The following is a 23,456-nucleotide window of genomic DNA, read 5'->3' as shown; positions in this document are numbered from 1 at the left end:
GACGCATGTCTCCGCGCGGTAAGGGAGCGGCGTTGCCGAGAGGGCATATTAGCGACTTGTCAATAAGCTCAGGCCACTGTGCCGGTAGTGGTTTCCCCATCCATCCGATGATGTCCGGTGGCGGCAGAAAAGTGTCAGATTGCTAACAAGTTTTTAAGCTACCTCCTCAGCCCTACCCTGGGGTCAATGGCGAGCGGTGGCGGGTTTGCTACCGGCTTCATGGTCGAGAGCGGCCGACTGCGCGTACGACTCTTGGGGATCGACACTCCGGAGACCAAGAAGCCTGGCTACACAGTCGGTTGCTGGGGACCGGAGGCCACCGAGTTCGCGACGACAACACTCAGCGGCCAGCGGGTCGCGCTCGTGACCGATCCGTCCCAAGGGCTCCACGACCGCTACGGTCGCACCTTCGTCTTCCTGGATAAGGTAGAACGGATGGGACTACTCGATCGAGGCAGCACGCACCGGAGCCGCCAAATCATATGTCTACCACGGCAATCCAGCCAGCTGCTACGCCGAGATCGAAGCCGCCCAACAGGATGCCATCTTTGTACAACGCGCCTGTGGGGGCCGCCGTGCTATGGCCACACCGACTCGATGCCCGAATGAGCAAGTCAGCTCAGCGGCTTTTCATCGAGGATTGGTGCCCACGCGGCCCAAAACGACTCCCGTTCTCCGCGTGAACCAGCTCGCGGGTTCCCGTCCGGCCTACGGCCCCTGAACAGCGCTTCATTCTACTTCATCATTTGCAGGGCTTCTTCGCGGTGTCTCCGGTCGCGGGGACCGTCTGTCAACTCGCGCTTGCCCTCTTCGCGGTTACGCACCAGTTCGACATAGCCCCAAATATCCTCGATCCGATTGAGCAGTGGTGCTGACCTTCGGGACGACCTGTGTCGCAGACGCCACCGAAACCTTTAGCGAAATTCGGCTTCCGTCCACTTTTCGCAGCGGCGGCAGCCGTCTTCGAGTTTGCGTTCCAGCTCGGCTTGTCTAGGCTCGATCACCGTATTGACCCGCCAGATGGCCTCATACACCCCGTCGTCGTTCCATGTTCAGCACCGGCGTACCTTCCTACCAGCCGTCGATGCCGTTTCGATCAACACGTGGATACGTGACGATCCTCCTCGGGGAAGGTCGGGCCTCCCAAACTCATTGATGTCATGAAGGAGCGGGGCCTCCGCTCCTCGTGTTCCGTTCCGAGCGCGCATGCTCGGGGTGATCACGTTGTTACGACGAAGACATCTCACGAAGTTACGAGTCAAGCCGCGCGCGGGAGAGGAGGTGGAAACGCCCGGTGTTCGTCGTAGAGCTGGCCGGTCTGCAGGCAGTGGTGGAGTTGGCCGAGGAGTCTGTTAAACAGGTGTCGTTGGGCTTGGTGGTTCCAGTCTCCGGCGGCGCGGCGGGCATCGTAGTGTCGGCGTGCGCCCGGCGAGTGGCGCAGCGCGGACAGCGCCCAGATCGGGGCGACCGCGGCGAGACGCCGGTTTTTGATATGCCGGTGCAGCACAATGGTTTTCTTGCCGCTGGCGCGGGTGATCGGGGCCGATCCGGCGAAGGCTTTCAACCCGCGAGCATCGGCAAACCGGCTGCGGTCATCACCGATCTCGGCCAGCACCCGGGCACCGGCGAGATTCCCCAGGCCGGGAAAACTGGTGATGATGGCGGCGTCCGGGTGTTGCTCAAAATGGGCGATCGCCGCCTCGGCCAACTCGTCGGCGGCCGTGCACGCGGCGTCGAACTGGCGCAGCAGTGCGGTCAGCTGCATCCCCATCGCGTTTTCGACCATCGGTGGTTGGTGCAGGTAGGTGTCGGCGAAGATGGCGCGCAGCCGGTCGATGTCGCGGTCGATGTTGCGTTCACGCCCGGCTTTGCGCAGCAGCCGGCGCAGCCGCGCGGGGGTCAGCGCGGCGGCCTGGACGGGGGTGGGTGCGGCGGCCAGGATGGTGCGCGCATCGGGACGGGCCAGCCCGCCGCTGGGCAGCTCGGCGAAGGCCACGATGGCGGCCGGGTAGAAGCCGTTGAGCAGGTCGCGGATCTGGTTGCCGATCTGCTGGCGGGCCCACACCGCGTCTTGTTGCGCTCGGGCCAGCACCCTAATGGTCTGGGCAAGCTCGGTGTCGGCGGGCAGCGGGCGGTGTGCGTGGCGGTCGGTACGCACGATGTTGGCCAGCAGCACCGCGTCGGTGGCATCGGATTTGGCCCCCGATACCGCATACCGGGAGGCCGCCAGCGGGTTGATCGGATAGATCACCCGGCCGGTTTCGCGCAGCGCGGCCACCCACAGCCCGTGGTCGGTTTCGATCGCCACCGGGATCGGGTGCGCAGGGTTGTCGCCGGCCTCGGCCAACAGCGTCAACAATTGTGTGAACCCGGCCGCGTCATTTCCGACCCGGCAGCGGGCCATCACGCGCCCGTTATCATCGACCACCGCGACGTCGTGATGGTCGGTGGCCCAGTCGATTCCGCAATACAACCCCAAGGTGTCATCACTCCTTTGATCGGTGGATTGTGTTGTTGCCGGTGGAGTCGTGCGGCGCCCTAATTGCAGGACTCGACGGTCCGTCATCTCACTAGCCGTCCGTGAACTCCACCACCACAGGACCTCGTTCTTTCGAAGAGCTCAAGGCTCGGGAACAACCATCGGGAAGTCAACCCCGCGGTGGACTCGGCAACGGCATACCACCACCAGATCAGGTGATCTGCCGCCAGGCGCGCCGCTCTTCGTCAAGTCGTCACACGACTGGAGAAACCAGGCATCACCTGGGCGGCAGACCTCCCGTCAGGAACGGACTGCGGTCACCTGGACCCCCAACCCATCCCTACTAACCAATTAGGAGGCCCCTTGTGAGTGAATTCTACGAAGGTCGGCAGTTTGTCGGTATGGATCTGCATCGGCGCCGTTCGGTGTTGGTGCGGATGAGCGGGACGGCGAGCATCTGGAGACGGTGCGGATCCTCAACGACCGTGACCGCTTGGCCGAAGTGATCTCGCGTGCCGGCGAGTGCCCGGAGGTGGTGCTCGAGGCGACGTACGGGTGGTACTGGGCCGTCGATGCGCTCGCCGAACTCGGTGCGACGGTGCATCTGGCGCACCCGCTGGGGTGAAGGCGTTTACGTATCGGCGGGTCAAAAACGATCAACGCGACGCCTTCGATCTGGCGGATTTGCTGCGGATGGGGCGGCTGCCGCACGCCTGGATCGCGCCGCCGGCAACGCGGGAACTACGGGAGCTGGTGCGGCACCGGGCCAAACTGGTCGCGATGCGGATCCCAATGCAAGGCCCACGTGCACGCCGTGCTGGCCAAGGGCGGGATCAGGGTGCCGATGACCGACCTGTTCGGCGTCGAGGGAAACCTGCTGTTGGACAACGTCATGATGCCCGCGCCGTATCGGGAGCGGATCGCCTCGCTGCGCCGGCTCATCGAAGCGCTGGATTTCGAGATCGACCTGTTCGGCGGGCTCGCTGGCGGTCGGCTGGCCCGCGACCCAGGCTATACCGCGATCCAGCAGATCCCCGGGATCGGGCCGGTGTTGGCCGCGGTGTTGGTCGCCGAGATCGGAGACGTGCACCGCTTCGCTGGCCCGGCCCAATTGACCTGTTGGGCCGGACTAACGCCTTCCCACCACGAATCCGACACCACGGTGCGCCGCGGCCGGATCACCAAACAAGGCTCGCGCCTGGTGCGCTGGGCGGCCATCGAATCGGTGAAAATCCTACCCAAGACCAGTCACATCGGCGCGATCCGCGAACAGGTCGCTCATCGCCGCGGCAACCCCAACATCGGCGCCGTGGCCGCCGCCCGAAGACAGCTCGAGCTGGTCTTCTACGGGCTGCGCGACCACCACGTGCGCGCCCTGCACCGCGCACCGCGCGCGGCGTGAGCACCTGGTTCACGGTCGGCGCGGATCGTGCAGGTCATGACCCCCGGATCCGGCGAGGTCGCCCCCTTTGATTGATCCCGACCGACCCGTTTCCCTGCGAACCGCTTCATGCCGCACACCGCGGCGAAGGAATGACCGGCAGCCCCCATCGCCTGCCCCGCACGGGGAAACCGGCACTGAAGACGTCAACGACCGCATCGTTACCCAAGCCGAAAGCAGCACAAGCAATTTCGACCTCCCTGCCCTGAACAGCATGCGCCGAACGGCGCCGCCGTCAAGGCCCTACGGCCGCTACGCGGTCGGGCTCCGCCCGAGCCTTGACCCCGACGCCTACTTCGACGCGCCCAGCCAGGACAAGGAAGCTCGCAAAACGAACCAAAACACCACGCAGGTTGGTCTTGACCGGCCCCGCTCCTTCAGGAACCGGCATTAATTGTGCCCGTTTCACCTAGTGAGGGCAGCAAACGAGCGTAAGATCCGCTGGATAAATCGGGTGTACCGCGAGGGGGTCGTGCCACTCATGAGCGGTTCTATCGCGCTTCTCGTCGTGATCGGAATCGTGGCTTATTTGATCGTCCGGGCCCGAAACGCGCGGCGCGGTCGATCTGGACAAGCAAAGCGCGCGCAATCAAATTCGCTGGTGATACCGCGTAATTATACGAACAGTTTGACTCGGGCTGAAGAGGTCCGCGACTGGCTGTATGAGAGGTTCGACGCCGCTGTCGCCACGCGCGGCGTGCAGGCGGTCGGGTACAAGTCGTATCGCGAGAGTGGCGAAGTCTGGTTCAGGTTCGACTTCCGACTTCCGTCACCAGCCGTGAACCTGTCGCTTCGATCTAGTTTGGCCGTTACCATCGAGCGCTTTGACTACCATCAGTTCGAGCTCCTTCTCTCGATCGAAATTGTTCATGGCGCACGGACGCGAAGGCTCAGCGGTCTCATCCCTGAGCTCAGCGATAGCAATATCGGATCTCTCGTAGATTCGGCCTATTCGGGTGTACGGCTACCGAAATCTGTTTTCAAGCGCGTCCGAAGGTGGTCTTTCGAGGTGTGGCAACCGGGCAATGCTGTCAAGTCGGTTCGTCCTGATTGGCGGTTCCGCGTCCTGGTTGCGGCCTGCATTATCGGGTTACTTCTGACAATTGTGCAACCACTGGTCGGCCTACTGGTCGGCCTACCATTGCTTGTCGTCGCGGGTGCGATCCTTGCGGTGTACCTTGCTCGTCGAAAGACATTTATACTTAGTACTGGCAAACCGATGTATGACCCGCGTGCGGGGATACGGCTGGATTATTGGCAGGCCAACGTCGAACGCCTGGGACAGCGGCATGAGGACGTTCGTGCGGATCTATTGAAACGACTGTCATCAACCAGCGAAGAGGAGATCTCCGTCGCTCCGGAGCGAATCTGGTACGCCGGTGTCGACGGCAAAGTCGAGCGGGAACAGATCGTAGTTCGATTCCGGCGAGCAATCGGATATGTTCATATCGAGAGCTATGGCGAAGATCTGTATGTGGGATGGGACACATACGTCAACTCCGGCACTTGGGTTGAGGAGACGTTGAGCCGTGGCATCGACCGCGCAACCGGAGTATATGTTGTGGCAAATCGGGTGGTACCCGGAATTCAACGATCGAGCGAATATGACGTGGACGACGTGAACTTTCTGACTGAATGGCTTCATGCGACGATTGTTCGTACCGTGCGCCTCGAAATGGAAGAGATGAAAATCGATCAAGAGATCGATTTTACAATCCAGCGTGAGTCGCGAAACGCCGCTCTCGGAGGAGATCGGGAAACGCGCGAATCCAAGTCGCCTGCGTCGCGGTTCACATCCGGATTGCGAAGGATCGGCTAGCGGACGCGAGGACATGAGCACATGTACTTCGCACAGTACGATGTTGGCGGCACTGTGTTCAGCGTGGGGGCTGCGGCGGTTGCTCCGCGACACAACGCTCCACTCTTTGGTCCTCGCTGGATCGCAGCACTCATCGAGAGGGCCGAGTGTGACCACGCGCTGCGACTGCGGTTTCGTCCGCATGGGCTCGAAGTCACACTTCTCATAAACACACCTCATCCTACGGCGATCAATTCCTCGCTGACCACGTTGGCTGGTGGCGGCGGACCGGTTGATCGGATCAGGTTGATCTCAAACTCGCGGGACTTCGACGAACTTGTTGGCGATTCGCCGGAATACCAGGCGTGGCTCAACCACGACGGCTACTCAGTTGGCGGCCATTCGGTGGCCGCCGACTTCCGGCTTCTTCCGTTACTGGAACGCCTAATCACCGTACTAGATTCTAGACCTTATGATTTCACGTATCAGGTCAACCTGCGCAGGTATACGCCCACCGCGGACGATCGGCGCTCAGCGCGCAAGTTCAAATCGGCTCTCCGTCTCGACTCGCCGTTTCCCCAACACATGACAGATCTGCAGTCCGCGATTGCGGATCGACTGCTCGAGCCTGGGTTCGAATCGGATGAGTTTTTGGCGAGTCCGGATTCCGACACATTCGGTCTTCTCATGGCCGAGGCCGAACGGCACTTTAGCTCAACAATGGGACCATTTGGATTCACGAGCCCACCAGTGGAGACTGGTAGATTTGATGATCTATTGCTTTCCGGGCTGCATTCCTCCTCCTTTGAAGAACGTGCCGGCCTTCTTTCGCGCGCTGCTGCCCTTTGGTCCACCGAAGATGTTAGGCGGCTGTTAAGCTCTCCCGCGCCGACACCGCTAGCGCCAGCGCTGCGGCTCGACAGCGGGTCCAAGGAGCCGCCTGTCTTCTTGAGTTACAGCTCCAGCGATTTCCTGCAGGCCATGGCGACCGCACGCCACCTTGAAACGTGCGGCATCGGTTGCTGGATTGCCCCCCGCAACATCGGCGCCGGCGAGTCTTATCCGGACGCCATTATGAATGGAATCAACAACTGCAAGGTGCTTGTGGCTCTGGTGTCGGGTTCGTCGAACGTATCACCACACGTACACCGAGAAATTGAGCGGGCATTGCACCGCAACGTTGTCATAATTCCGCTCCGCATTGAAAACGTCCTGCCGACACACTCAATGGAATACCTGCTGGCAACGTGCCAGTGGATCGATGCCTTGGACCCGGAATTCGACGAGGCGCTTGACAAGTTGACGCGCAGGATAGAGCAGCTGGTTGGAGCCGGGAATTCGTAAAGGTTGCCATTGTCGTCGGGATGTCTCCCACGGGCTTGCCTCGAAATTTCATGGGCGTTCGAGCGGTCCCCTGAGGCGTGTGGCTGATGGCTGTTGATCTTGATTTCGGGGGGCCGGGTAGGCGGCGGCGCCGTGTGTCGGGTGGTGCCGCCGGGTTCCACAGGCCCGGATGCTTGGCTGCTGCAGCTCGTCGCGTTCGCCAACGACCCAGACAATTTGCTTGCGGTGTCTGCGCACGCGAACGAAGACAAAAGCGACTCGGGTCCAGGCGAGTGGTTGGCGCCAAACGAGGCGTTCGATTGCTCTCGTGATCACCTACTTGAAAGTGGCTACGAAATACCGACTTCTGATTACAACCAGTGACCGGTCAGCCGCAGTCGGGGCCCGCCAGTGAAATGTCCTCGGATCGAGATCGAGACTCTCAGTGCGCCACACGCCTCCAGATATCCCCGCCTCGCTATGCTCCCAACATGGCCGCAATGGCGTGCATGCGCTGTATGTTTCCTTGACCCCGGCCGTGAATGGGCGGATCCGTTGTTCTGATTGTGGTGGAGCCCGCAAAGCCACCGACGATAACAACGGCCGTACCATCACCCAAGACATCGGCTGGGGCTCTCCAAAGCACCACTGGCGCTAGTCACTGACCCAATCTCAATATAGCCAAGGGCCTGACTAATAAGGATCAGCTTCGACATCGATCACCCCGACGACCTGGGCATCGTGCGGGTGGCGCTCGACAGGCAGGTCACGGCAACATCGGACTTGCTCGAGCAGCTGCACCGACACGCACACCGGTTCCGAGAAAGTCCACACATGGTCGCCCGGGGCCGGGCCGGCGGTATAGGGCACGAGGTTGTCGCGTCATGTGGTCGCCAGATACGTCTAGAATCCCAGGGCCACAACACCATTCGTGCTCCCGAACTCACTCAGCGAGCCGGCGACCAGAAATTTCCCGGCGCTGCGAACAACAAAAGGGATATCACGAAAGCCCAAGTCTTGAGTGCTGCTCCGAAGACGAGGAACGGATGCACTTATTGGGTCGGCTGGCTGGCTCGTTGCACCTACGGGCGAACCGTGCTCGCACAGACCCCGGCCGATCCGAACACCCGGTTTGCGCGAGTGGCTGCGCTCCTACTCCACGCGCACCCCTGTCATGGCTTCCGAAGGGCGTGGGCGGCGTTGCGTTATGGCGAGCACCAGGTAGTGAACAAGACCCAATGGCTGTGGTGCGAGGAAGGCTTGCAGCGCCGCGCTCGCTCACACGCAACGCGCTGGCGTCCCGACCCAACCGTGTCGCAGGTGACCGCGGATGCTCCGAACATGGTGTGGCGTTGGACTTCCAATTCGATTCCACTACCGACGGGCCCGGTGGTCCGGCCCTGGCATACAGCGCCGCCGCTGTCCGCCTGCCCAGCCCTACCCGATCACGATCGCGTCATAGGCAGCGGTCATGGCGATCATCCTTTCGGCTGAGGAGCTTTTTCCTGCTCCCCGTCGATCAAGGGTGATGTACTTACAGTGGCGTTAACGACGAACAATTTCCGGGGGTGGCAATGTTCAAACGTGTCAGAGGCAGCAGTAACGGCAGGTGTTCGCTGACACCGACCAATGTCCCCGAGTAATCCGCATTGCCGGTGGCGGCTGATGGTCGAGAGAATCGTGAGCTACGACGACCTCGGACGGCGCATTGAGCGGGCTGCGGAGGATTCGTGTCATGTGCACGCGTCAACGTCCGACGGACGCACAGCCCATGGCACGTTCGTACGTCCGATTACCGATGATGAGCTTGACGCCTTTGTGCAGCGAATGGGCCTCGTACGTCGGAGGGGCCGTTCAGGGGCACGAGCCAGTAGAAGAGGTTAAGAGTCTTGGCTGAAGAGGACTTGGCTGACCGGTATGCGCAGGCACTTAACGAGCTTGACCAGCAACACTGGCAGCAGGCAGCGGAGATGCTCGCCGCGATCGAGCAGGAGCGTCCGGGTTACCGCGACGTCGCGGCGCTGCTGACGACAGTCCAACATTACTTCGCGGCGGCGAAGGCAGAAGCTCCCCAACGAGCCGCCCCACCCGCACAGCCACCGCCGACGCCGGCCAGCCAGACGACTAAACCGATGCTGATGGCGCTATGGGGAGTAGTCGTCGGCTTCGGTGTGATCGCAACCATCCTGGTCCTGGTGTTCGCCAACCGCGACAGCGGCACCGGCTCGGTCACCACGCCCAACACCGGCTCCACGCCCAACACCGGGCCGTTCACCGGAAGGTTCACCGCCGACTTCGGCCCCGAGACCATGCTGTCGGGACAACCGTGGAAAGGTGCTACGCCGGCAAAGCCGGCAACAGCGACCTGGGAACTGCGCTCGATGTGCCGGCCCAGCGGGTGTGCGGCCACGGCATCGGCCCGCGGACAGGTCACCTATAACACGAACTGGGTGTTCGACGACGTCGGTGGCCATTGGCTGGCGGTCGCCGTGTCGCCGGGCAAATGCAAGGACCGCGAAACCGAAAGCTGGGAGGTGATCACGCTGCAACCGCACCCCGACGGCACCCTGTCCGGCGAGTGGACAGTGACCGACCCTGCTGGGTGCTCCGACAAGCGAACCGTCACGTTCACCAGGACCGGAGACGCTGACATCGATAGCCTTCCCGACCCGGCCATCCAGCCGCCGCGGGTGGTGTCACCGGCAGAGGCGCTGCACGGCCGCTACCACAGCACGAAAAGCTTCGTAAGCGGTGTTACGTACGAGGCCGACTTCGGTGTGCGAACGGACTGCCTTCGTAACGGGGAACGCTGCACGAGCTTCTTTTACAACCCCGATAAGGGATATGAGGCATTACTCTTCGAGAACGGAAGCTGGACCCGCAACGAGGAGTGGGACGGCGACTGCCCCGCCGGGGGCACGTCCCATGTCAAGGTGACCGCGCAATACCCGCTTCCGCAGCCGCCCCAGGATCCCATCACGCTGCTCACCGGACACGGACACCAAGAAGAAACGGGTGCCTGCACGAGCAGCGACTTTGACCAAAACTACGCGCGCACAGGCGACTAGGACGCTCCTGAACAACTTGGTCGTGTGGTGGTGTAGAGGCCGGTGTGCTGGGAGTTGCTCACCGACGACGGTGCACCGTCGCCGAGCGAATACGACCCGGTGCGGAATCGTCACCGCGACCCGCGAGCTGGTCTCACTCGGCGATCCGCGCCATCCTTGACAACCCGACGTATCGGGGTGTCCGCGTCTGGGGCAGGCAGCAGAAATACGAGTCCTCGTCGACCCTGACGACGTCGCTGCCAGGCATGAGAAGCGCATGCGGTGGTGCGACCAGGCAGAGTGGATCACACCGGCGCGCCGCACCCACGAAGCGCTCGTCACCGACGATCTCGCCGACGCGGTCCCCCTTCGCATGCAAGCGCGGCGTGGCCCTGATCTGGTCTGCAGCAGAGAATCGAGCACGCCGTACGCGCTGCGCGGGATGTTGTACTGCGGCGCGTGCGGACGGCGGATGCAGGGCGCCCCTCGCGTCGGAAAGCGCGCGACCCGCATCCTTTACCGCTGCGAGCTGGGCAAGTCACGTTCTGTGCCCGCCGAACTGACCGATCACCCGCCTACGGTCTACCTGCGCGAGGACGCGGTGACACTTCGACTCGACGAATGGATTGCCAGCCTGGCCGACCCAGAAGACTTGGCGCGCGAACAGGATCGGACCTGGCGGCCACCGCTCGATACGCCGCTCTGCAGCGCCAGCTCAGCGACGCCAACCGCAAGGTTGCCGCCCTCATCGCGGCAGTGGAGTCTGGCGTGGCCGTCGCGGACCTCACCGCCGCACTGCGAAGACACGCCGCCGAACGCGACGAGCTGAAGGCCCCGTCTTGAGCGAGTCGAGCGACCCCGCGCCATGTCCGCCGCGCAAATCAGCGAGTTGGCCAAAGAGCTGGGTGGGCTGTCCACCGTGCTTAGCGACGCCACCGCGGCGGAACGCGCCGAGGTGTACCCGAGCCTCGACCTGCGTCTTGACTACGAGCCGCACCAGCGGCGAGTGAAGGCGACCGCTGACTTTAGTCGTGTCGCCAGACATGTCCGAGGGGGTGTCCGAGGGGGGACTTGCCCACCTACGACACGGGTTGTGATCCTGCAATTGAGGCGGTGAACGCATCGCACGCTGGCGCCGGCCGGTGATGCTGCGTTCGACCATGCCGCCGAGGCATTCGCGGGTGTGCTCGTCATGATCGACACGTGCATCTCGCCTGCGGCTACGCGAATGGCCGCGGTGACTTCTGCTCGCCGAGATCTGCCTTCACGGGGCGTGAGCCGTCCTCGCAGTGCACGCAGTCCGCGGCTGTTATGTCGTTTGCTTGCGAACACGACCAGCACGTCCACACCTTCGCCGTGGCATCGACCGGGCCCTGGTATCCCGCGGCGAGTTGTACCCGGAGGTCGTCGTCGTTCAGGAAGCGGCGGAGGAGCGACTCGGTCTTGTCTGATGTGCCACCGAACTTGGTCAGATACTCCGCCGTGGCTGCCCGCGTACCCACGTCGGCGTCAGCGAGGCGCTCTGCCACATCGAGTGGATCCGTTGCGAGATGGCAGGCCGCGAAGACTGCCCACCGTTGCGAGTGCGGGTGCATCGTTGCGACGTCGGCGATGAGCATCGCAGACAACTCGTCGTCGGTCGCCTTCATCGACACGAAGAAGGCGAGTATGCCGAGCCACCCACACGGTGACGTCAATGCCGCGCGCAGCGTGGTGCGCTGCTCGGCGTCGATGACCGCTAGCGACTTCATCCGCGGCGTGTTCGAGTGGTTCTGATAGGCGAGGGTTTGGAGGCGGCGAAGCCCTTCCTCGCCGCCGTCGGCAGCACGCGCCACCTGTGCGGCGAGAGTGTCCGCGTCGAGATCATTCACGTCGCAGTAGAGTCGGGCGAGTCGTACCAACGTGGACCGGCCCGGTTCCGCGCTGAGATGCCTGAGTTCTACCGCTGGCGCCTTTCCCACGTCCATCAACTGGTAGAGCGCGAAGAACTCGCGACACCACCATGCGGTCCCGGCCGAGATCTGTCCGGGCACACCAACATCGACCAGCGCGATCGGAAGTGCGGACGGCTTGTCGAGAATGGCTGGTCGCCTCCACCTTTCGACGAGCTTCTCGGTCAATGTGTACGACAAGCCGCGCCGGACTATTTCCTCTTCGATCGCGCTCACGAACCGATCCGGAATCCACAACGTGAACTCGGCCATGCCGTCCACGATGTCTTGTGGAAGTTCATCGAGTATCCGTATGGCGCGCAGTACCGCGTCTGGTCGCCCGGACAGCATCGGTTCGGTCGGTCGGATACTGAACGTGTTGCGCTTGGTCTCGACCAGGCGATCGGTGTCGCTTGGCAGCGGCAATGCCAGCAGCGCCGCCACGTGATCACGTTCTTCGGCGTTCAAGGGCCGGCCGTCATGGGTGGCATCAGTGGTGGCGGCCAGCACCGCGGCCGTCGCGCTACGTTCGGGATCGCGCGAGACACGTGCGATCAGCTTGTCACGTTCTGCACGCAGTCGCGGGGGCAGAGGCAGCATGGCCGCACGTCGGACGAACGGCCAAGCGCGTCCGTCCTTCTTGTCCTGCGCATCCTGCGACCAGAACAGCTCGGACTCACCGGGTACCGGGCCCTGCGGAAACCAGTCCGCAGCATCGTCCGCCCGCTCGACGAGCGTGTTCAGCATCGCTTCGATGCACGTCTCGCCGAGCTGAATCCTCTCGGCGGCGTCGCAAAGCCACTCGACGAGCACACGTCGAACGTCGATGTCGGTCGCCAAGGCTAGTGCGAGATCGGCGACGGCCTCATCCTTGATCGCCGCGAGAACGAAGCTGTCGGAACGCGTTTCGTCGGCAAGTACCTGCTCGATCCACGAGGTCTGCTCCGAACCGGACGCGTCGATCATCCACACGGCGTCAGCGAGGTCGGCGAACACCCGGCTACGAGGGGTGAGGATACCGTCGCCGTCCTCGATGAACACCGCGATGATCGTGTCCCAAAAGTCGACGACCTCGTCGGCGAGGGCCTTGGCCTCGCGTTCGGGTTTGCCCCAGGATTCGCGCAGCTTCGCCGCTACCCGTGATGTCGCCTCGCTCCGCGTTGCGGTGCCGGTTTCGGCGGCGAGGTGCCCGATGGCGACGTACCCGTCCCACAACAGATGTGGTTCGATCCTCGTCGAATCGAGGCCGCGGTTAGCCTCCCAGCGCGACAAGGCCTCCTTGATCACCCGCTCCAGCAGATCGGCGACGGAGCCGTCCAGGTTCGCGTCTCGGCCCAGTCCGACCAACACGGCGACCAGGTTGCCCAGCAGTGGCACGCTGGTGATCGCGGGCTGTTCGGCCTGGATCCGTTTCAATCGCTGCTCGCGTCGTGCCCGCTCACCAGGGCTCAGCGCGAGCTGCTTCATCGCCGCGCGCAGGGCCTGGGACTGCACTTCGTGCGCGCGGGTCGGCGCCAGAAGGTGCATCACTTGGCACTCGACTTTGCGCGCCGACCGCAGGGCACTCGCGCGGGTGGTCAGCAAGACTCCGACGTCCGGGCTGAACTGCTGCTTGAGCTGTACCAGTCCATCGACCACGGCACTCGCGCGGGTGCGACACTCGTCGAGTCCATCGCAGATCAGCAGGGCGAATCCTGAGGTGAGTTCGCGACGGGCGATGTCGGCCATGACCGTGCGGTGTTGCTCGGGTACCTGAGCGACGGCTTCGGTGACGAGGAGGTCCAGTGTGACATCATTGAGGTCGCCGACCGCCCCGCGTATCCGGGAAAGCCTGACCACGATCGGCAAGGGCGCATCGCCGCGGCTGGCGAAGTGGGCGGCGAGCTGGCGCACTGCCGTCGTCTTTCCCGCGCCGGGGTGGCCGACCACGACGAGATTTTGGTACCGGCGTACCGCGTCGGGCAGCCCGTGCCCAGACGACGCGTCCGGATTGGACGACACGACGACGGTGGACAGCAGATCGGGCACGGTCAGCGGGGCCAACGCATCGGAGAGCAGTGAAAAGTCGACGACGTTCATCCCCCGGGTCAGGACCTCCCGGTAGCAGCGTTCGGCGTCGCGTTCGGCGGTCAGGCGGCGGGCCGCGGAGCCCGAGGCGCTGCCGACGAGCGGGATTCGCGCATCGTCGAGTCGCTTCCACCAGTCCCGCAGGGTGCTGCGCGTCGCGATCCCGGCATCAGAATGGAGGCCCGCGACCAGGACGTCGAGCGCGCCACCACCGTACGACGCCTCGACAACGACACCGTCGAGCATCTCCGCGCACAGTTGGTAGCCCGGATCGAACCTGGAGTCGGCCGACGCGTGCCAGGCATGGCCGACGGCACACAGCTCGTCGAAGCGTGCGCTCGTAGCGCTCAACCCCGCCGCGTCGGCCAGCGCGGCGATCGCATCCTTCTCGGGCGCCGTGAGCACACCTCCGGCGCGGCGCTTCCGCAGGGCAGACGGGAGCGCCGCAACCTCGCCCTTGGCCTCGGCGCTGACGATGACGAGCCGATCGCCGTCGTGGAGCCGTTCGAGCATCGCCGTCCATTGCTCGACGGCAGACTTGAACGTCTTGCCCTTGCCGTAGGTTCGCTTGGCTTGAAGGTACAGGCAGGTTCCGTCGGACAGTTCGCATCGGATGTCGTCGATGGCGTCGAGAGTCTCGAAGGCGATGGCCTCCGGATACGGTCCGGAGTCGGGCATTTCGAGCGCGGCGATGGCTTTGGCCCGCAAGCCGTGGGTGGCCAAGATCGCGCCGACGCCGCGTCGGTAGACGCTGCCGGCCTCGTTCCCTTGCCCCCCACGGGGTGCAGTCTTACCCTTGCCGGCTACCGGCACTTCACCTCACCAACTGGTGCGCCACGCTGGCCACGATGTCCAGGCCTTGAAGAATGCTAATCGACGCGGTCCGAGTGCCGCTCGGACGCTATTGGTCAGCCGCCGCACTCGGCGTCGGTAGCTTCTCGATGCAACTGCGCGCCGACAGCAGACTACCGCTCCGTCTCGTCCTGGATTCACCGCGCTGTCGAGCACGAACTCCGCCACTCCGCGTAGACGTCGAACCCGTGACGAGCGGATCATGAGTCGCTGAGACTATGTCTTTAGCAAACCCGCCACCTGCGGCCGGCGTGCCGGTGTCGAATATCCTCGCAGCGTGGCTGATCGTCGGCACGAAGGTGCGAGCCGTCCACCGCGTGTCTATGGGGGGCGCTGGGAAGTCGTTCGCCAACTCGGCCGAGGCGGTCAAGGCACCGCGTACCTGGTTCGCGATCTGACGACTGACGACGGCGAAGACCAATATGTTCTGAAGACGCTCAGGCACAACAGGCGGGAGCCACGGGATCGGCGCGCTAAGAGGCTCGAACGCTTTGAGCGTGAGATCGCCGCTTTGAATCGCCTAGACTTGTCATCGAATATTCCGTCGCTGATCGACTCGCGCGTCAGTCCACAAGGATCATATTTTGTAACGCCGTACGCCGGTGAGAATCTAGAGCTGCTGTCCGATCTTGTCGAGCCGCAGGCAATTATGCAACGTTTTCGGGGCCTGGTCGATGCGGCAAAGTTCGCGAACGACCGAGGAGTCGTGCACCGCGACATCAAGCCGAACAACGCGACCGTAAGAGGCACGGCACACCGTGTCTGGTCGATTTTGGTATATGCATGTACGACAATGAAGCAGGACTGACCGACACAATGGAGGGATTCGGTAACAGATACTTCGCCGCGCCAGAATGCGACGCAGGGAATCCGGAACTCATTGGTCCACCTGCCGATATCTACAGCCTCGGGAAGGTTCTCCATTGGATGGCCACCCGTCGAGGGAGGATGGGACGAGAGGATTTCGGCGAAGAGGCGTTTGTATTTGCGGATCAATTTGCGCGCCAATACTTTTCAGTCCTGATCAAGCATACCGTTCGCGAAGACCCACAGTCTCGTTGGAGCGCGACAGAGCTGCTCGATTACATCGACTGGGTACTGGCGAAGTTGGCCGAGCATAATACCGTGAGGCAGGCGGGCCTGATGATCCTGGTCGATAACTTCGGGCCGAATGATGCCTGTTATGAGAGCGGTTCACGCAAAGCCGCAACGGGGTGGGGCGATCCGCCCGCCGATTATGACATCGCCCATTCCTTCTTCGTCAGCGAAGCCGTTCTGCTCGACCGGCTCGATATTCGTCTGGCGCGCATGAGCGGGTCCGGTGAAGTAGAGATCACCCTGATCAGGGGGAGTGATGCAGTTCCCTCCGAAGACCTCGCAGATATAGTCGAGCAATGGCATCAAAATCTTACGGCTCCCCGAAGTGCACTGGAAGTGTTGAAGCTGACATCCCGCTTTGGCAAAACTCTTGGGCCACAAGATGTTTACTGGGTGAAAGTCTGCGCATGCGGCGACAGCAGCTTCATTGAATGGATGTGCGGAGCCTTTGAACTCGTACCGCAGCTTTCGCGGTTTGCAACACGCACCCGACCTAACGAGTGGGAGCCGCGCACATCGCAAAGCGGCCCACAATTCGCATTTCGCGTCGTGGCGCGGCCCTCGTAGCAGACCGTGAACCGCGCGGGTTCACCCGCACTGTGGTCGCCATTACGACACCGGCAGATTCGAGATCGCCAAGACGGCGGGCGGGTGATTCTTGCCCGTACTCGGCGCTGTTGCATCCGCACCGGCACGGGAGTCCCTGCGCGCCAGTCCATCCGGTCAACACACTGACAACCACTCCCGACCGGCGCCCAACATGAGCACGAGCACAGGACCACCCCAGGGGGGAGAACCCAGTCGGGGCAGGGGTGGTTCTCATGGCCGAAACAGCTATTTCCTGTCTGTACGCCTTCAGGGTATGTGCGCTTTTCGGATCAGCCGTCTGAACGCAGGTCGGTATAGACCTTCCGTGCGTAGAAGTCGAGGATCTGTTCCGCCAGTCAGCATTGCCGTAGATCAGTTCGTACACCTCGCGGTTACGTTCCTCATTTTCCAGCACGGTCTGTTTGAAACCTCGGGTGAACTCCAGCAAGAACGCCTCAAATGCGTTGTTGCGTGCGACTTGGCGGAGCTCCTGGTCGGCGAGCCAGGTCTTCTCGAACTGATCAAAGACAAGCTGATCGCGGTCATCGAGGTCGAGCCCGAATCGCTGGTTGATCTGATCGACGACTGCTGACAATCGATCCACAGCCGAGGCGGAGTGTCCACCTTGCCCTCCTCCGGGAAAAGCAGTACCCGGGCTCACCCGTCCGCCCTCTATGTCAATCGACCCAGAACTTGTCTCGTCGATACGTAGGTGGGTCAGGACGAGTTCGTCGCCAAGTTGCAGACTGCCGTCAGCGTCTGCTGGTAGAACGTGCAAAAGGGCCCGGCAGAACACGTAGAGCTCTTCCAGAGCGACCTCTGGTTCGGGCGTGACCTGAGACATGAACGCATACAGCCTTACGTACGCGGCGGTGTGCACACGTGGCGCTGGTGGCCCAGATCGCCCACCGCCTCGGGCGACCTCGACCACCAGCTCATCCTCCCAACCGCTGGGTGCGCCTTCACCGTCGCGATCCGCCCTGCCACCGCATCGGCATCCGAGCCGGCTCCCCCTGGAATACATCGGCGTCATCGCCGACACCGTCCAGCACCTCACCGAGCCGACCTCACCAACGGCAACCAAGAGCTGCTTCGCTCGGCCGCGAACCTGCTCAGCCCTCCTTGATAAGCCAGCGCCGGCCACCGAGCGATCGGCGCCGGGCATGCCGGATCCCGCCGATATCGAGACCGGTCGCTTACGAGTGCGCCAGCATGCATTGTCCCCGCCACAGGCAGCATCGTTCCTAAACCCGGTGTTAACACCGTGATGCCGTCCATCCAGACCCCGCCACCAACCACACTTCCGTGGCCCTACCGGCGATTGGGCTGCGACACCGACCAGCGATACCTATGCGCTTAAGGTGCTAACGGTGCGCGACGACGCGTGCCTGTTATCTTGAGCCCTCACGGGCGGCCGAAAGTTACGTTAGGTCGACTGCCTTGAACCCATTCTCGCAGGGTGAGGGGTACGTCGTCCGATAGCCGAAGCGCTGTTGCCACCTTTGGTTCTTCCAGAGCAGCGTCTCGTCCGAGCGATAGTTGAAAATGATCTCAGGAGAATCGCCCCCATGCTTGATCACGCGCGCCATCGCCGTGGCATTCGGGTGGCCGAAGTAGGACCCGTTTGTCGAAACCAGGTACCGGGGGCAAGCAACGAGGTCGAGCAGCTCCGAGGAGACGTTGTACTCGCTCCCGTGATGCGGCAGTTTGAGTGCGTCGACCCGCAGCCGCCCCCCCTCAGCGGCTGCTAACGGCCGCAGCGATTCGATCAGGCGATCCGTATGTGCATCAGCCGCGAGCAGGATGCATCGCCCCCCGTATCTGGCCAAGAAGGCGATGCTAGTCCCGTTGGCCTCGGCCCGATCCGGACGGAACGGCTGGCTGGCGAGTTCGTCGATGTTGACGCGGCCAAAGCGCTCGAGTCCCTCGGGGGGTGACGGCCGTCGCGCCGCGATGCCCTGGATGAGCCCGGCTTTCCGGCATTCCTTGTCCCATACGGGGATCAGGGCCTCGAGCTTGTCCCGGTCAGGCGACACCAGGGTGATCTCTAGCCCGCCTTCAAGGGTGATCGGCTTGCCGGGTCGAAGTTCGACGGACTTGCCCTGGAAAGCCTTGTTCCACAGATCCGGCCGACGTCTCAACGCTGCCGTGAGCCGCTCGCCTTGGACTGCGCCGAAGGCCTCTGTCTCGGGGTCGCGGAGGTGGTCGTAGCTGTTGAACCAAACATCTCGGAACTGGAGTGGTGACGCGGGATCCTCCAGCATCGCCACGGACCCTTCAATGTGGTCTCGGTCGACGTGCGACACGATCAGCAGCTCGAAGATGCGCTGGCTATCGGGTACGTGCGAGAACCGGTCTCGGACGGCCCGGTAGGTGGCCGCTCTTCCGCCATCTACGAGGATTCGCCGCGGTTCGTCGGCGTCTCCGTAGGTCAGAACAATGCAATCGCCTTCCCGAGCCGGCAGCATCTCGACACGAAAAATGTCGGTCATGCGAGGGGAAGTCGAACGATAGTAAAAGGCTCCTGCAGATTGGTCCGCCACGCCACCCGATGCACGTTCTCCAGCATCGTGGCTGCATCCCGGTCATGGGGGGCGAACAGGGTCAGACCATCGATGAGCCACTGGAGGCCGACCGAGTAGAAGGGCAGACCTCGGCGGTAGGCAGTGAACAGTGCGTCGCGTGCCTCGTCCAGATCTTTGGATGTTTCCCGATGCCGCAGCTTGAGCCAGCCGTGCTGGATGGCGCCGTCGGGGAGCCACTCGAACCACTTCATGAGGTTGTGAATCCAGAGATGCCATTCCTTCTTTTCGCTGCTGCGTTCAGTGCCGAGCAGGACGTAACCTCCCCCGGCCGCTCCCAGAGGGTTCGACAGCTTCTCGAATAGCATTACCCTTGCCGGGTCAAACAGCCGCTCGGCTGTGGGTAAGGCCCCCTGCGTCATGTAGCCGAGCGCGGATCCGATGAGGCGGTCACGGATCGTCACGGTGATCGCGGGATCCTCCGCAGCAGTTCGCTTGCGGACCAGGATCTGTACAGGGACCTGATTTCGCGTGGTCAGATCGGTCCAGGGAACCGGGATGCACACGAGGTGGATAGCTCCCGCAACCTCCACGATGAGATAGCGGCGTGGCGTCGGCGGCCCGCCAGGGCTGGTGGGAAGTTGCCACAGATGCCAGGGTCCGTCCCCTGTTGCCTGATATAGCGTTGCCTGTCCGTCGGACTGGAAGGGAATCATCGATAACGGAGGCTGAATTGACAGCTGCTGGACCGCTTCCCCGTGAAGACCGGACAGTAGAGGGAGCAGCCTCCACGCATATTCGCCACCTAACGGTTCGTCTCCCCGCAGCGGCGGCGCAGGATCTGCCACCCAATGGACGTCCGGCTCCAACCATGCGAAGGGACCCTCTGTCGGCGAATACTGCTCGATCCGTTCGACGTTGCCCATGAACTGCTGCCAGCTCAACCACTCGTGCGGCGACTCGTCGGCCCGAAGCTCGAGCGTCGAGTCCTTGTTATCGGCGATCTCCACCTCATCGGAGACGAGATCGCCCGACGGGAGGCTAGCCTCGACGAGGTATCGCCCCGGGTCGAGGTCCACAGCTAGCGGGGGCGATGCCCCGGAGGGGATCACCACCTCCCGAGTGTTGCTGCTTTTTCCGACAGAACTGACCGGAGTCAGAGCACGGATGGTAGCCACCGCAGCATGGTCGACGGAATCGCTCATCAGGTATTTGTCGAGGCGAAGATATAGGCGGCCGGTCATCGCAGTACCAAGGGAACCTTGCGGTAGGGCGGCGACACATACCATCTTTTCGTGACTCTTGAGTATTTGCCGCCCGGGAAGTCGGCGATGAATTCGTAGTCGCCCGGTAAGAGGACCACTTCCCAATCTCCCGGTGCCGGAGCCCGGTTCGCTCCAACCACGCCCTGGGAAACGCAGGAGAAAGCTGCGATGTCGTTAGCCTCTGCGGGGCGGCACCCCACGAAGACGACCGCCTCGGGCTCACGGTCGAGGTGGTGGAAGAAGAATGTGGTCATGTTATTCGTGGCGGGTAGCTGAAGAACTCGGCGGCCTCCCGCGTCCAAGGCGCGCGCCATAAAGAAGTCAATCGCTTTCTGGAGGCCGGTGGTGCTGACTCGCCAGTCTCCTTCGTCATTGTCGCTCCCGGCGCCCTTGAGTCCTCGGAGGAGAGCGTCGGTGAATGGGCTGGGACGATGGGGCCAACCGTACGCGTCCTGGCCCAACACGGTGGAGTAGTACACCGGGGCCAGTCGAGGAGGAGGGGCCGGAACAGGAAGGTTGAAGATGTCAGGCGCGAAGATCGGCGCGCCCATGTATCCGTTCGCCCCGATGGCCGTTTCAGAGTTCGCCCGGCACGCATCGATGAAAAAGCATTGCTCTCGCGCGGGGACCGCCTCCAAGCCGAGCCAGAAGTTGCTGAAGTCAATCGCGGCATTCAACGGGTCGTGGGGATTCGCCCCGAAGTCCGCCAACAGCAGCGCCGCCTTAGCCCCGTTCCCAAGGCCGTGCCCGCAGAAGTAGAAGAGGAGGCGGTCGTCAGCGCTCTGGGCTCGTGCTCCCCACTCGCTAAGTGCCTGCCTGGCATTAGCCATGGTGGCGGCCTCGACGGCGTGATCCTCGCCGGTTCTTGGGTTGCGAAAGGGCTGTGGATCGGGTTCGGACAGCAGTAGGGCAACCGTTGCTAGGGGCTTGCTGGGATCGTGCAGTTCCTCGATCAGCCAGGAGGCGACGGCTCGGGCCGAAGGTGCTGGGGAACTGAGCTGCCCCATCCCCTCATTTCTCTCGGTTGTTTGGCCTTTGCCCCCTATCAAGTGGGGATAGGCCGAGACGCCTATCACCATGGCATGGACAGCAGGTCCTTGCGCATCGACGGAATGAACGAGAAAGCGATTCATGACGCCAGGCCCATCCTCGGATACAGGTGATCTCCAGCAGAGCACAACCTTGCTGCCCCAACGCAGCCAGACTGTCGAGCAATAGTCAAGACTTAATAGTTTCGTGGGACACCGGGCGATTCATTGTCAAGACCAGGGGCTGGACCCCCTTCCACAGGCTGGAGCCCCCGGTGTCTTGCCATCCTTTCGAGTGAGTGGCCGGCCGTGGTCTGCCGGCGGAATGCCTGACTGATACCAGGGTCGGCCAGACCTGCCGGGAGAACGGCGCGGCCGGCGTGTCGTGACCGGCCGCTCCTCGGAAGTGGGTTGGGGTGGGAGTCGTGGTTCGAGCCCGCCTGCACGATCGACACCTTATCGACGGGGAGCCATTGAGCTCTAACGGACAAGACCGGGGTCGTGCAGGTTGCTGGGATCGCGAACGGCTCAATCGGAGGTCAGGCCATCAGAGCCTCGCTATTAGGGCGCCGCGCGTTCTCTTCAAAGGGTCACGCACCCAACAGTATTCGCCGAGCCGAGGAGGAGCATTGCCTATTGCTACGTGTGGGATCGATTGGGCCCAAGACCATCACGACGTCGCGATCGTCGATACCGACGGCCAGTTGCTGGCCAAGCGGCGCATCCCCGAATCGATCGCGGGATTCACCGAACTGACCGCCATGCTGGCCGAGGCCGGCGACAACTCCAGTGATCCGATCCCGGTCGCGATCGAAACTCCGCGCGGCCTGCTGGTGGCGGTGTTGCGGGCCAGCGGTCGACCCGTCTACCCGATCAACCCGATGTCGGTGGCCCGCTATCGGGAACGCACTTCGATGTCGGGCAAGAAATCCGACCACGGTGATGCCGTCACGCTGGCCAACATCTTGCGTACCGACGCCGACCAGCATCGCCGTTTAGCGGCTGACACCGAACTGGCGCAATCGATCACGGTGCTGGCCCGGGCCCATCAGGACGCCACCTGGCGGCGCACCCGAGCCTCAAACGAGCTGCGGTCGCTGCTGCGTGAATACTTTCCCGGATTCCTGCACACCTTCGCCGATCGCCCCGGCGCAATCAGCTCCGCGGAGGCCCGAGCGGTGCTGGCCATTGCCCCGACCCCGGCCAAGGCGGCGCGGCTGACCAAACCGCAGATCGTCGCCGCACTGCGCCGCGCTGGTCGCCATCGCGGCATGACCTCGCTGGCCGCCACGATCCAACAGCGACTACGGACACCGCAGCTCCGCCACCCCACCCTGGTCGAAGATGCCTTCGGTATCCAGGCCCTCGCCGTGCTGGCGACCCTGGACGCCGAGTACGACAGCGTGGACCGGCTGGGCGAAGCGACCGCCGCAGCCTGCAACGAGGACCCCGATCATCAGATCATCACCTCCTTCATCGGGCTGGCCGATCTCACCGGCGCCCGGCTGCTCGCCGAAATCGGCGACGACCGAACACGATTCGCTGACGCGCGAGCGTTGAAGGTGTTCGCCGGATCCGCACCGGTGACCAAAGCCTCCGGGCGCAGCATCCGCATCACCCACCGCCATGTGAAGTACAACCGCCTTGCTGCAGTCGGATTCGTCTGGGCGTTCGTCGCGTCCGGCTGCCAGGGACCCACCCGCGCTCACTACCTGGCCCGTCGCGACCACGGCGACCGCCACCCCGCGGCACTGCGCCACCTCTACAACCGCATGCTCGGCCAGCTCTACCACTGCCTGCAAACGGCCAAACCTACGACTCGATCAAGGCCTACGGACCACCCCCACGCCTCCCGAACAAGCCGCCGCTTGACTCTTAACAAGTCGGCATGACCCTGCGGGCCACCCATGGAGCAATGAAATGCTGTCGGTGGCCCGTCGGGCGCGGTCGCCGTCTCGATACTGGAACGCCCTGAGTCCGAAACAAGTCTGGTGCAGGGTCCGCGGGACCCGGGATT

15 protein-coding genes and 3 pseudogenes are annotated in these 23,456 nt (G+C 63.1%); 13 read left to right on the top strand and 5 right to left on the bottom strand.

Features of this window, described 5'->3' with window-relative positions:
* The first annotated feature begins 186 nt into the window (after positions 1–186).
* Positions 187–609, top strand: coding sequence for a thermonuclease family protein (locus VMD50_RS07710; RefSeq protein ID WP_325426463.1), 423 nt, complete (start codon positions 187–189; stop codon positions 607–609).
* A gap of 649 nt (positions 610–1,258) precedes the next feature.
* Here VMD50_RS07710 and VMD50_RS07705 read toward each other — a convergent pair.
* Positions 1,259–2,473, bottom strand: a complete 1,215-nt coding sequence (locus VMD50_RS07705; protein ID WP_325426465.1) for an IS110 family RNA-guided transposase — start codon at positions 2,471–2,473, stop codon at positions 1,259–1,261.
* Positions 2,474–2,972: 499 nt separating this feature from the next.
* Between VMD50_RS07705 and VMD50_RS07700 the strand changes: the two genes are divergently transcribed.
* The 8 genes and pseudogenes from VMD50_RS07700 to VMD50_RS07675 all read left to right on the top strand — a co-directional run bounded on the left by VMD50_RS07700 (position 2,973) and on the right by VMD50_RS07675 (position 10,917).
* Positions 2,973–3,104, top strand: coding sequence for a hypothetical protein (locus tag VMD50_RS07700; RefSeq protein WP_325426461.1), 132 nt, complete (start codon positions 2,973–2,975; stop codon positions 3,102–3,104).
* Positions 3,105–3,284: 180 nt separating this feature from the next.
* Positions 3,285–3,881, top strand: a complete 597-nt coding sequence (locus VMD50_RS07695) for an IS110 family transposase (RefSeq protein ID WP_325426459.1) — start codon at positions 3,285–3,287, stop codon at positions 3,879–3,881.
* 520 nt (positions 3,882–4,401) lie between these two features.
* Positions 4,402–5,739, top strand: a complete 1,338-nt coding sequence (locus VMD50_RS07690; protein WP_325426457.1) for a hypothetical protein — start codon at positions 4,402–4,404, stop codon at positions 5,737–5,739.
* A 21-nt stretch (positions 5,740–5,760) separates the two neighbouring features.
* Positions 5,761–7,062, top strand: coding sequence for a toll/interleukin-1 receptor domain-containing protein (locus VMD50_RS07685; protein WP_325426455.1), 1,302 nt, complete (start codon positions 5,761–5,763; stop codon positions 7,060–7,062).
* A 195-nt stretch (positions 7,063–7,257) separates the two neighbouring features.
* Positions 7,258–7,365, top strand: a pseudogene (locus VMD50_RS29825) (hypothetical protein); the annotation flags it as partial.
* A 1,565-nt stretch (positions 7,366–8,930) separates the two neighbouring features.
* On the top strand, positions 8,931–10,109 hold the full coding sequence (locus VMD50_RS07680) for a hypothetical protein (RefSeq protein WP_325426453.1): 1,179 nt from the start codon (positions 8,931–8,933) through the stop codon (positions 10,107–10,109).
* Between the two features lie 44 nt (positions 10,110–10,153).
* A pseudogene (locus VMD50_RS29740) lies at positions 10,154–10,270 on the top strand (hypothetical protein); the annotation flags it as partial.
* A gap of 95 nt (positions 10,271–10,365) precedes the next feature.
* Positions 10,366–10,917, top strand: coding sequence for a recombinase zinc ribbon domain-containing protein (locus VMD50_RS07675; protein WP_325426451.1), 552 nt, complete (start codon positions 10,366–10,368; stop codon positions 10,915–10,917).
* A 391-nt stretch (positions 10,918–11,308) separates the two neighbouring features.
* Here the strand turns inward: VMD50_RS07675 and VMD50_RS07670 are convergent, their stop codons facing one another.
* Entirely contained in the window at positions 11,309–14,899 is a 3,591-nt protein-coding gene (locus VMD50_RS07670) for an NACHT domain-containing protein (RefSeq protein ID WP_325426449.1), read from the bottom strand.
* Between the two features lie 316 nt (positions 14,900–15,215).
* Here VMD50_RS07670 and VMD50_RS07665 point away from each other — a divergent pair, with 316 nt between their 5' ends.
* From VMD50_RS07665 to VMD50_RS07655, 3 genes are all read left to right on the top strand, one after another.
* Positions 15,216–15,746: a protein kinase domain-containing protein gene (locus tag VMD50_RS07665; RefSeq protein WP_325426447.1), complete on the top strand. Its 531-nt coding sequence runs from the start codon at positions 15,216–15,218 to the stop codon at positions 15,744–15,746.
* Positions 15,722–16,603, top strand: coding sequence for a hypothetical protein (locus tag VMD50_RS07660; RefSeq protein ID WP_325426445.1), 882 nt, complete (start codon positions 15,722–15,724; stop codon positions 16,601–16,603). The genes VMD50_RS07665 and VMD50_RS07660 overlap by 25 nt, the downstream gene beginning before the upstream one ends.
* Before the next feature lie 346 nt (positions 16,604–16,949).
* A complete protein-coding gene (locus tag VMD50_RS07655; RefSeq protein ID WP_325426443.1) occupies positions 16,950–17,216 on the top strand; it encodes a hypothetical protein in 267 nt (88 codons plus the stop codon).
* Positions 17,217–18,045: 829 nt separating this feature from the next.
* Here VMD50_RS07655 and VMD50_RS07650 read toward each other — a convergent pair.
* From VMD50_RS07650 to VMD50_RS07640, 3 genes are read right to left on the bottom strand one after another with little or no spacing between them, the layout of a single operon-like run.
* Complete coding sequence (locus VMD50_RS07650; protein ID WP_325426441.1) at positions 18,046–19,116, bottom strand: ComEC/Rec2 family competence protein; 1,071 nt, start codon at positions 19,114–19,116, stop codon at positions 18,046–18,048.
* Positions 19,113–20,351, bottom strand: a complete 1,239-nt coding sequence (locus VMD50_RS07645) for a hypothetical protein (protein ID WP_325426439.1) — start codon at positions 20,349–20,351, stop codon at positions 19,113–19,115. The genes VMD50_RS07650 and VMD50_RS07645 overlap by 4 nt, the downstream gene beginning before the upstream one ends.
* A 35-nt stretch (positions 20,352–20,386) precedes the next feature.
* On the bottom strand, positions 20,387–21,544 hold the full coding sequence (locus VMD50_RS07640) for a caspase family protein (RefSeq protein ID WP_325426437.1): 1,158 nt from the start codon (positions 21,542–21,544) through the stop codon (positions 20,387–20,389).
* A 530-nt stretch (positions 21,545–22,074) separates the two neighbouring features.
* Here VMD50_RS07640 and VMD50_RS07635 point away from each other — a divergent pair.
* Positions 22,075–23,318 (top strand): annotated as a pseudogene (locus VMD50_RS07635) (IS110 family RNA-guided transposase).
* The last annotated feature ends 138 nt before the right edge of the window (positions 23,319–23,456 follow it).

It is taken from the genome of Mycobacterium sp. (assembly GCF_035506235.1).
Lineage (GTDB): Bacteria > Actinomycetota > Actinomycetes > Mycobacteriales > Mycobacteriaceae > Mycobacterium.
The sequence above is the reverse complement of the archived record's forward strand: the minus strand, read 5'-3'. Positions and strand labels throughout refer to the sequence as shown.

Bases quoted from the DNA above. Each gene is read 5' to 3' on its own strand.
- VMD50_RS07685 (WP_325426455.1), top strand. From the start codon at position 5,761: ATGTACTTCGCACAGTACGATGTTGGCGGCACTGTGTTCAGCGTGGGG.
- VMD50_RS07710 (WP_325426463.1), top strand. From the start codon at position 187: ATGGCGAGCGGTGGCGGGTTTGCTACCGGCTTCATGGTCGAGAGCGGC.
- VMD50_RS07640 (WP_325426437.1), bottom strand. From the start codon at position 21,544: ATGAATCGCTTTCTCGTTCATTCCGTCGATGCGCAAGGACCTGCTGTC.
- VMD50_RS07650 (WP_325426441.1), bottom strand. From the start codon at position 19,116: ATGACCGACATTTTTCGTGTCGAGATGCTGCCGGCTCGGGAAGGCGAT.
- VMD50_RS07645 (WP_325426439.1), bottom strand. From the start codon at position 20,351: ATGAGCGATTCCGTCGACCATGCTGCGGTGGCTACCATCCGTGCTCTG.
- VMD50_RS07675 (WP_325426451.1), top strand. From the start codon at position 10,366: ATGCGGTGGTGCGACCAGGCAGAGTGGATCACACCGGCGCGCCGCACC.
- VMD50_RS07690 (WP_325426457.1), top strand. From the start codon at position 4,402: ATGAGCGGTTCTATCGCGCTTCTCGTCGTGATCGGAATCGTGGCTTAT.
- VMD50_RS07660 (WP_325426445.1), top strand. From the start codon at position 15,722: ATGTACGACAATGAAGCAGGACTGACCGACACAATGGAGGGATTCGGT.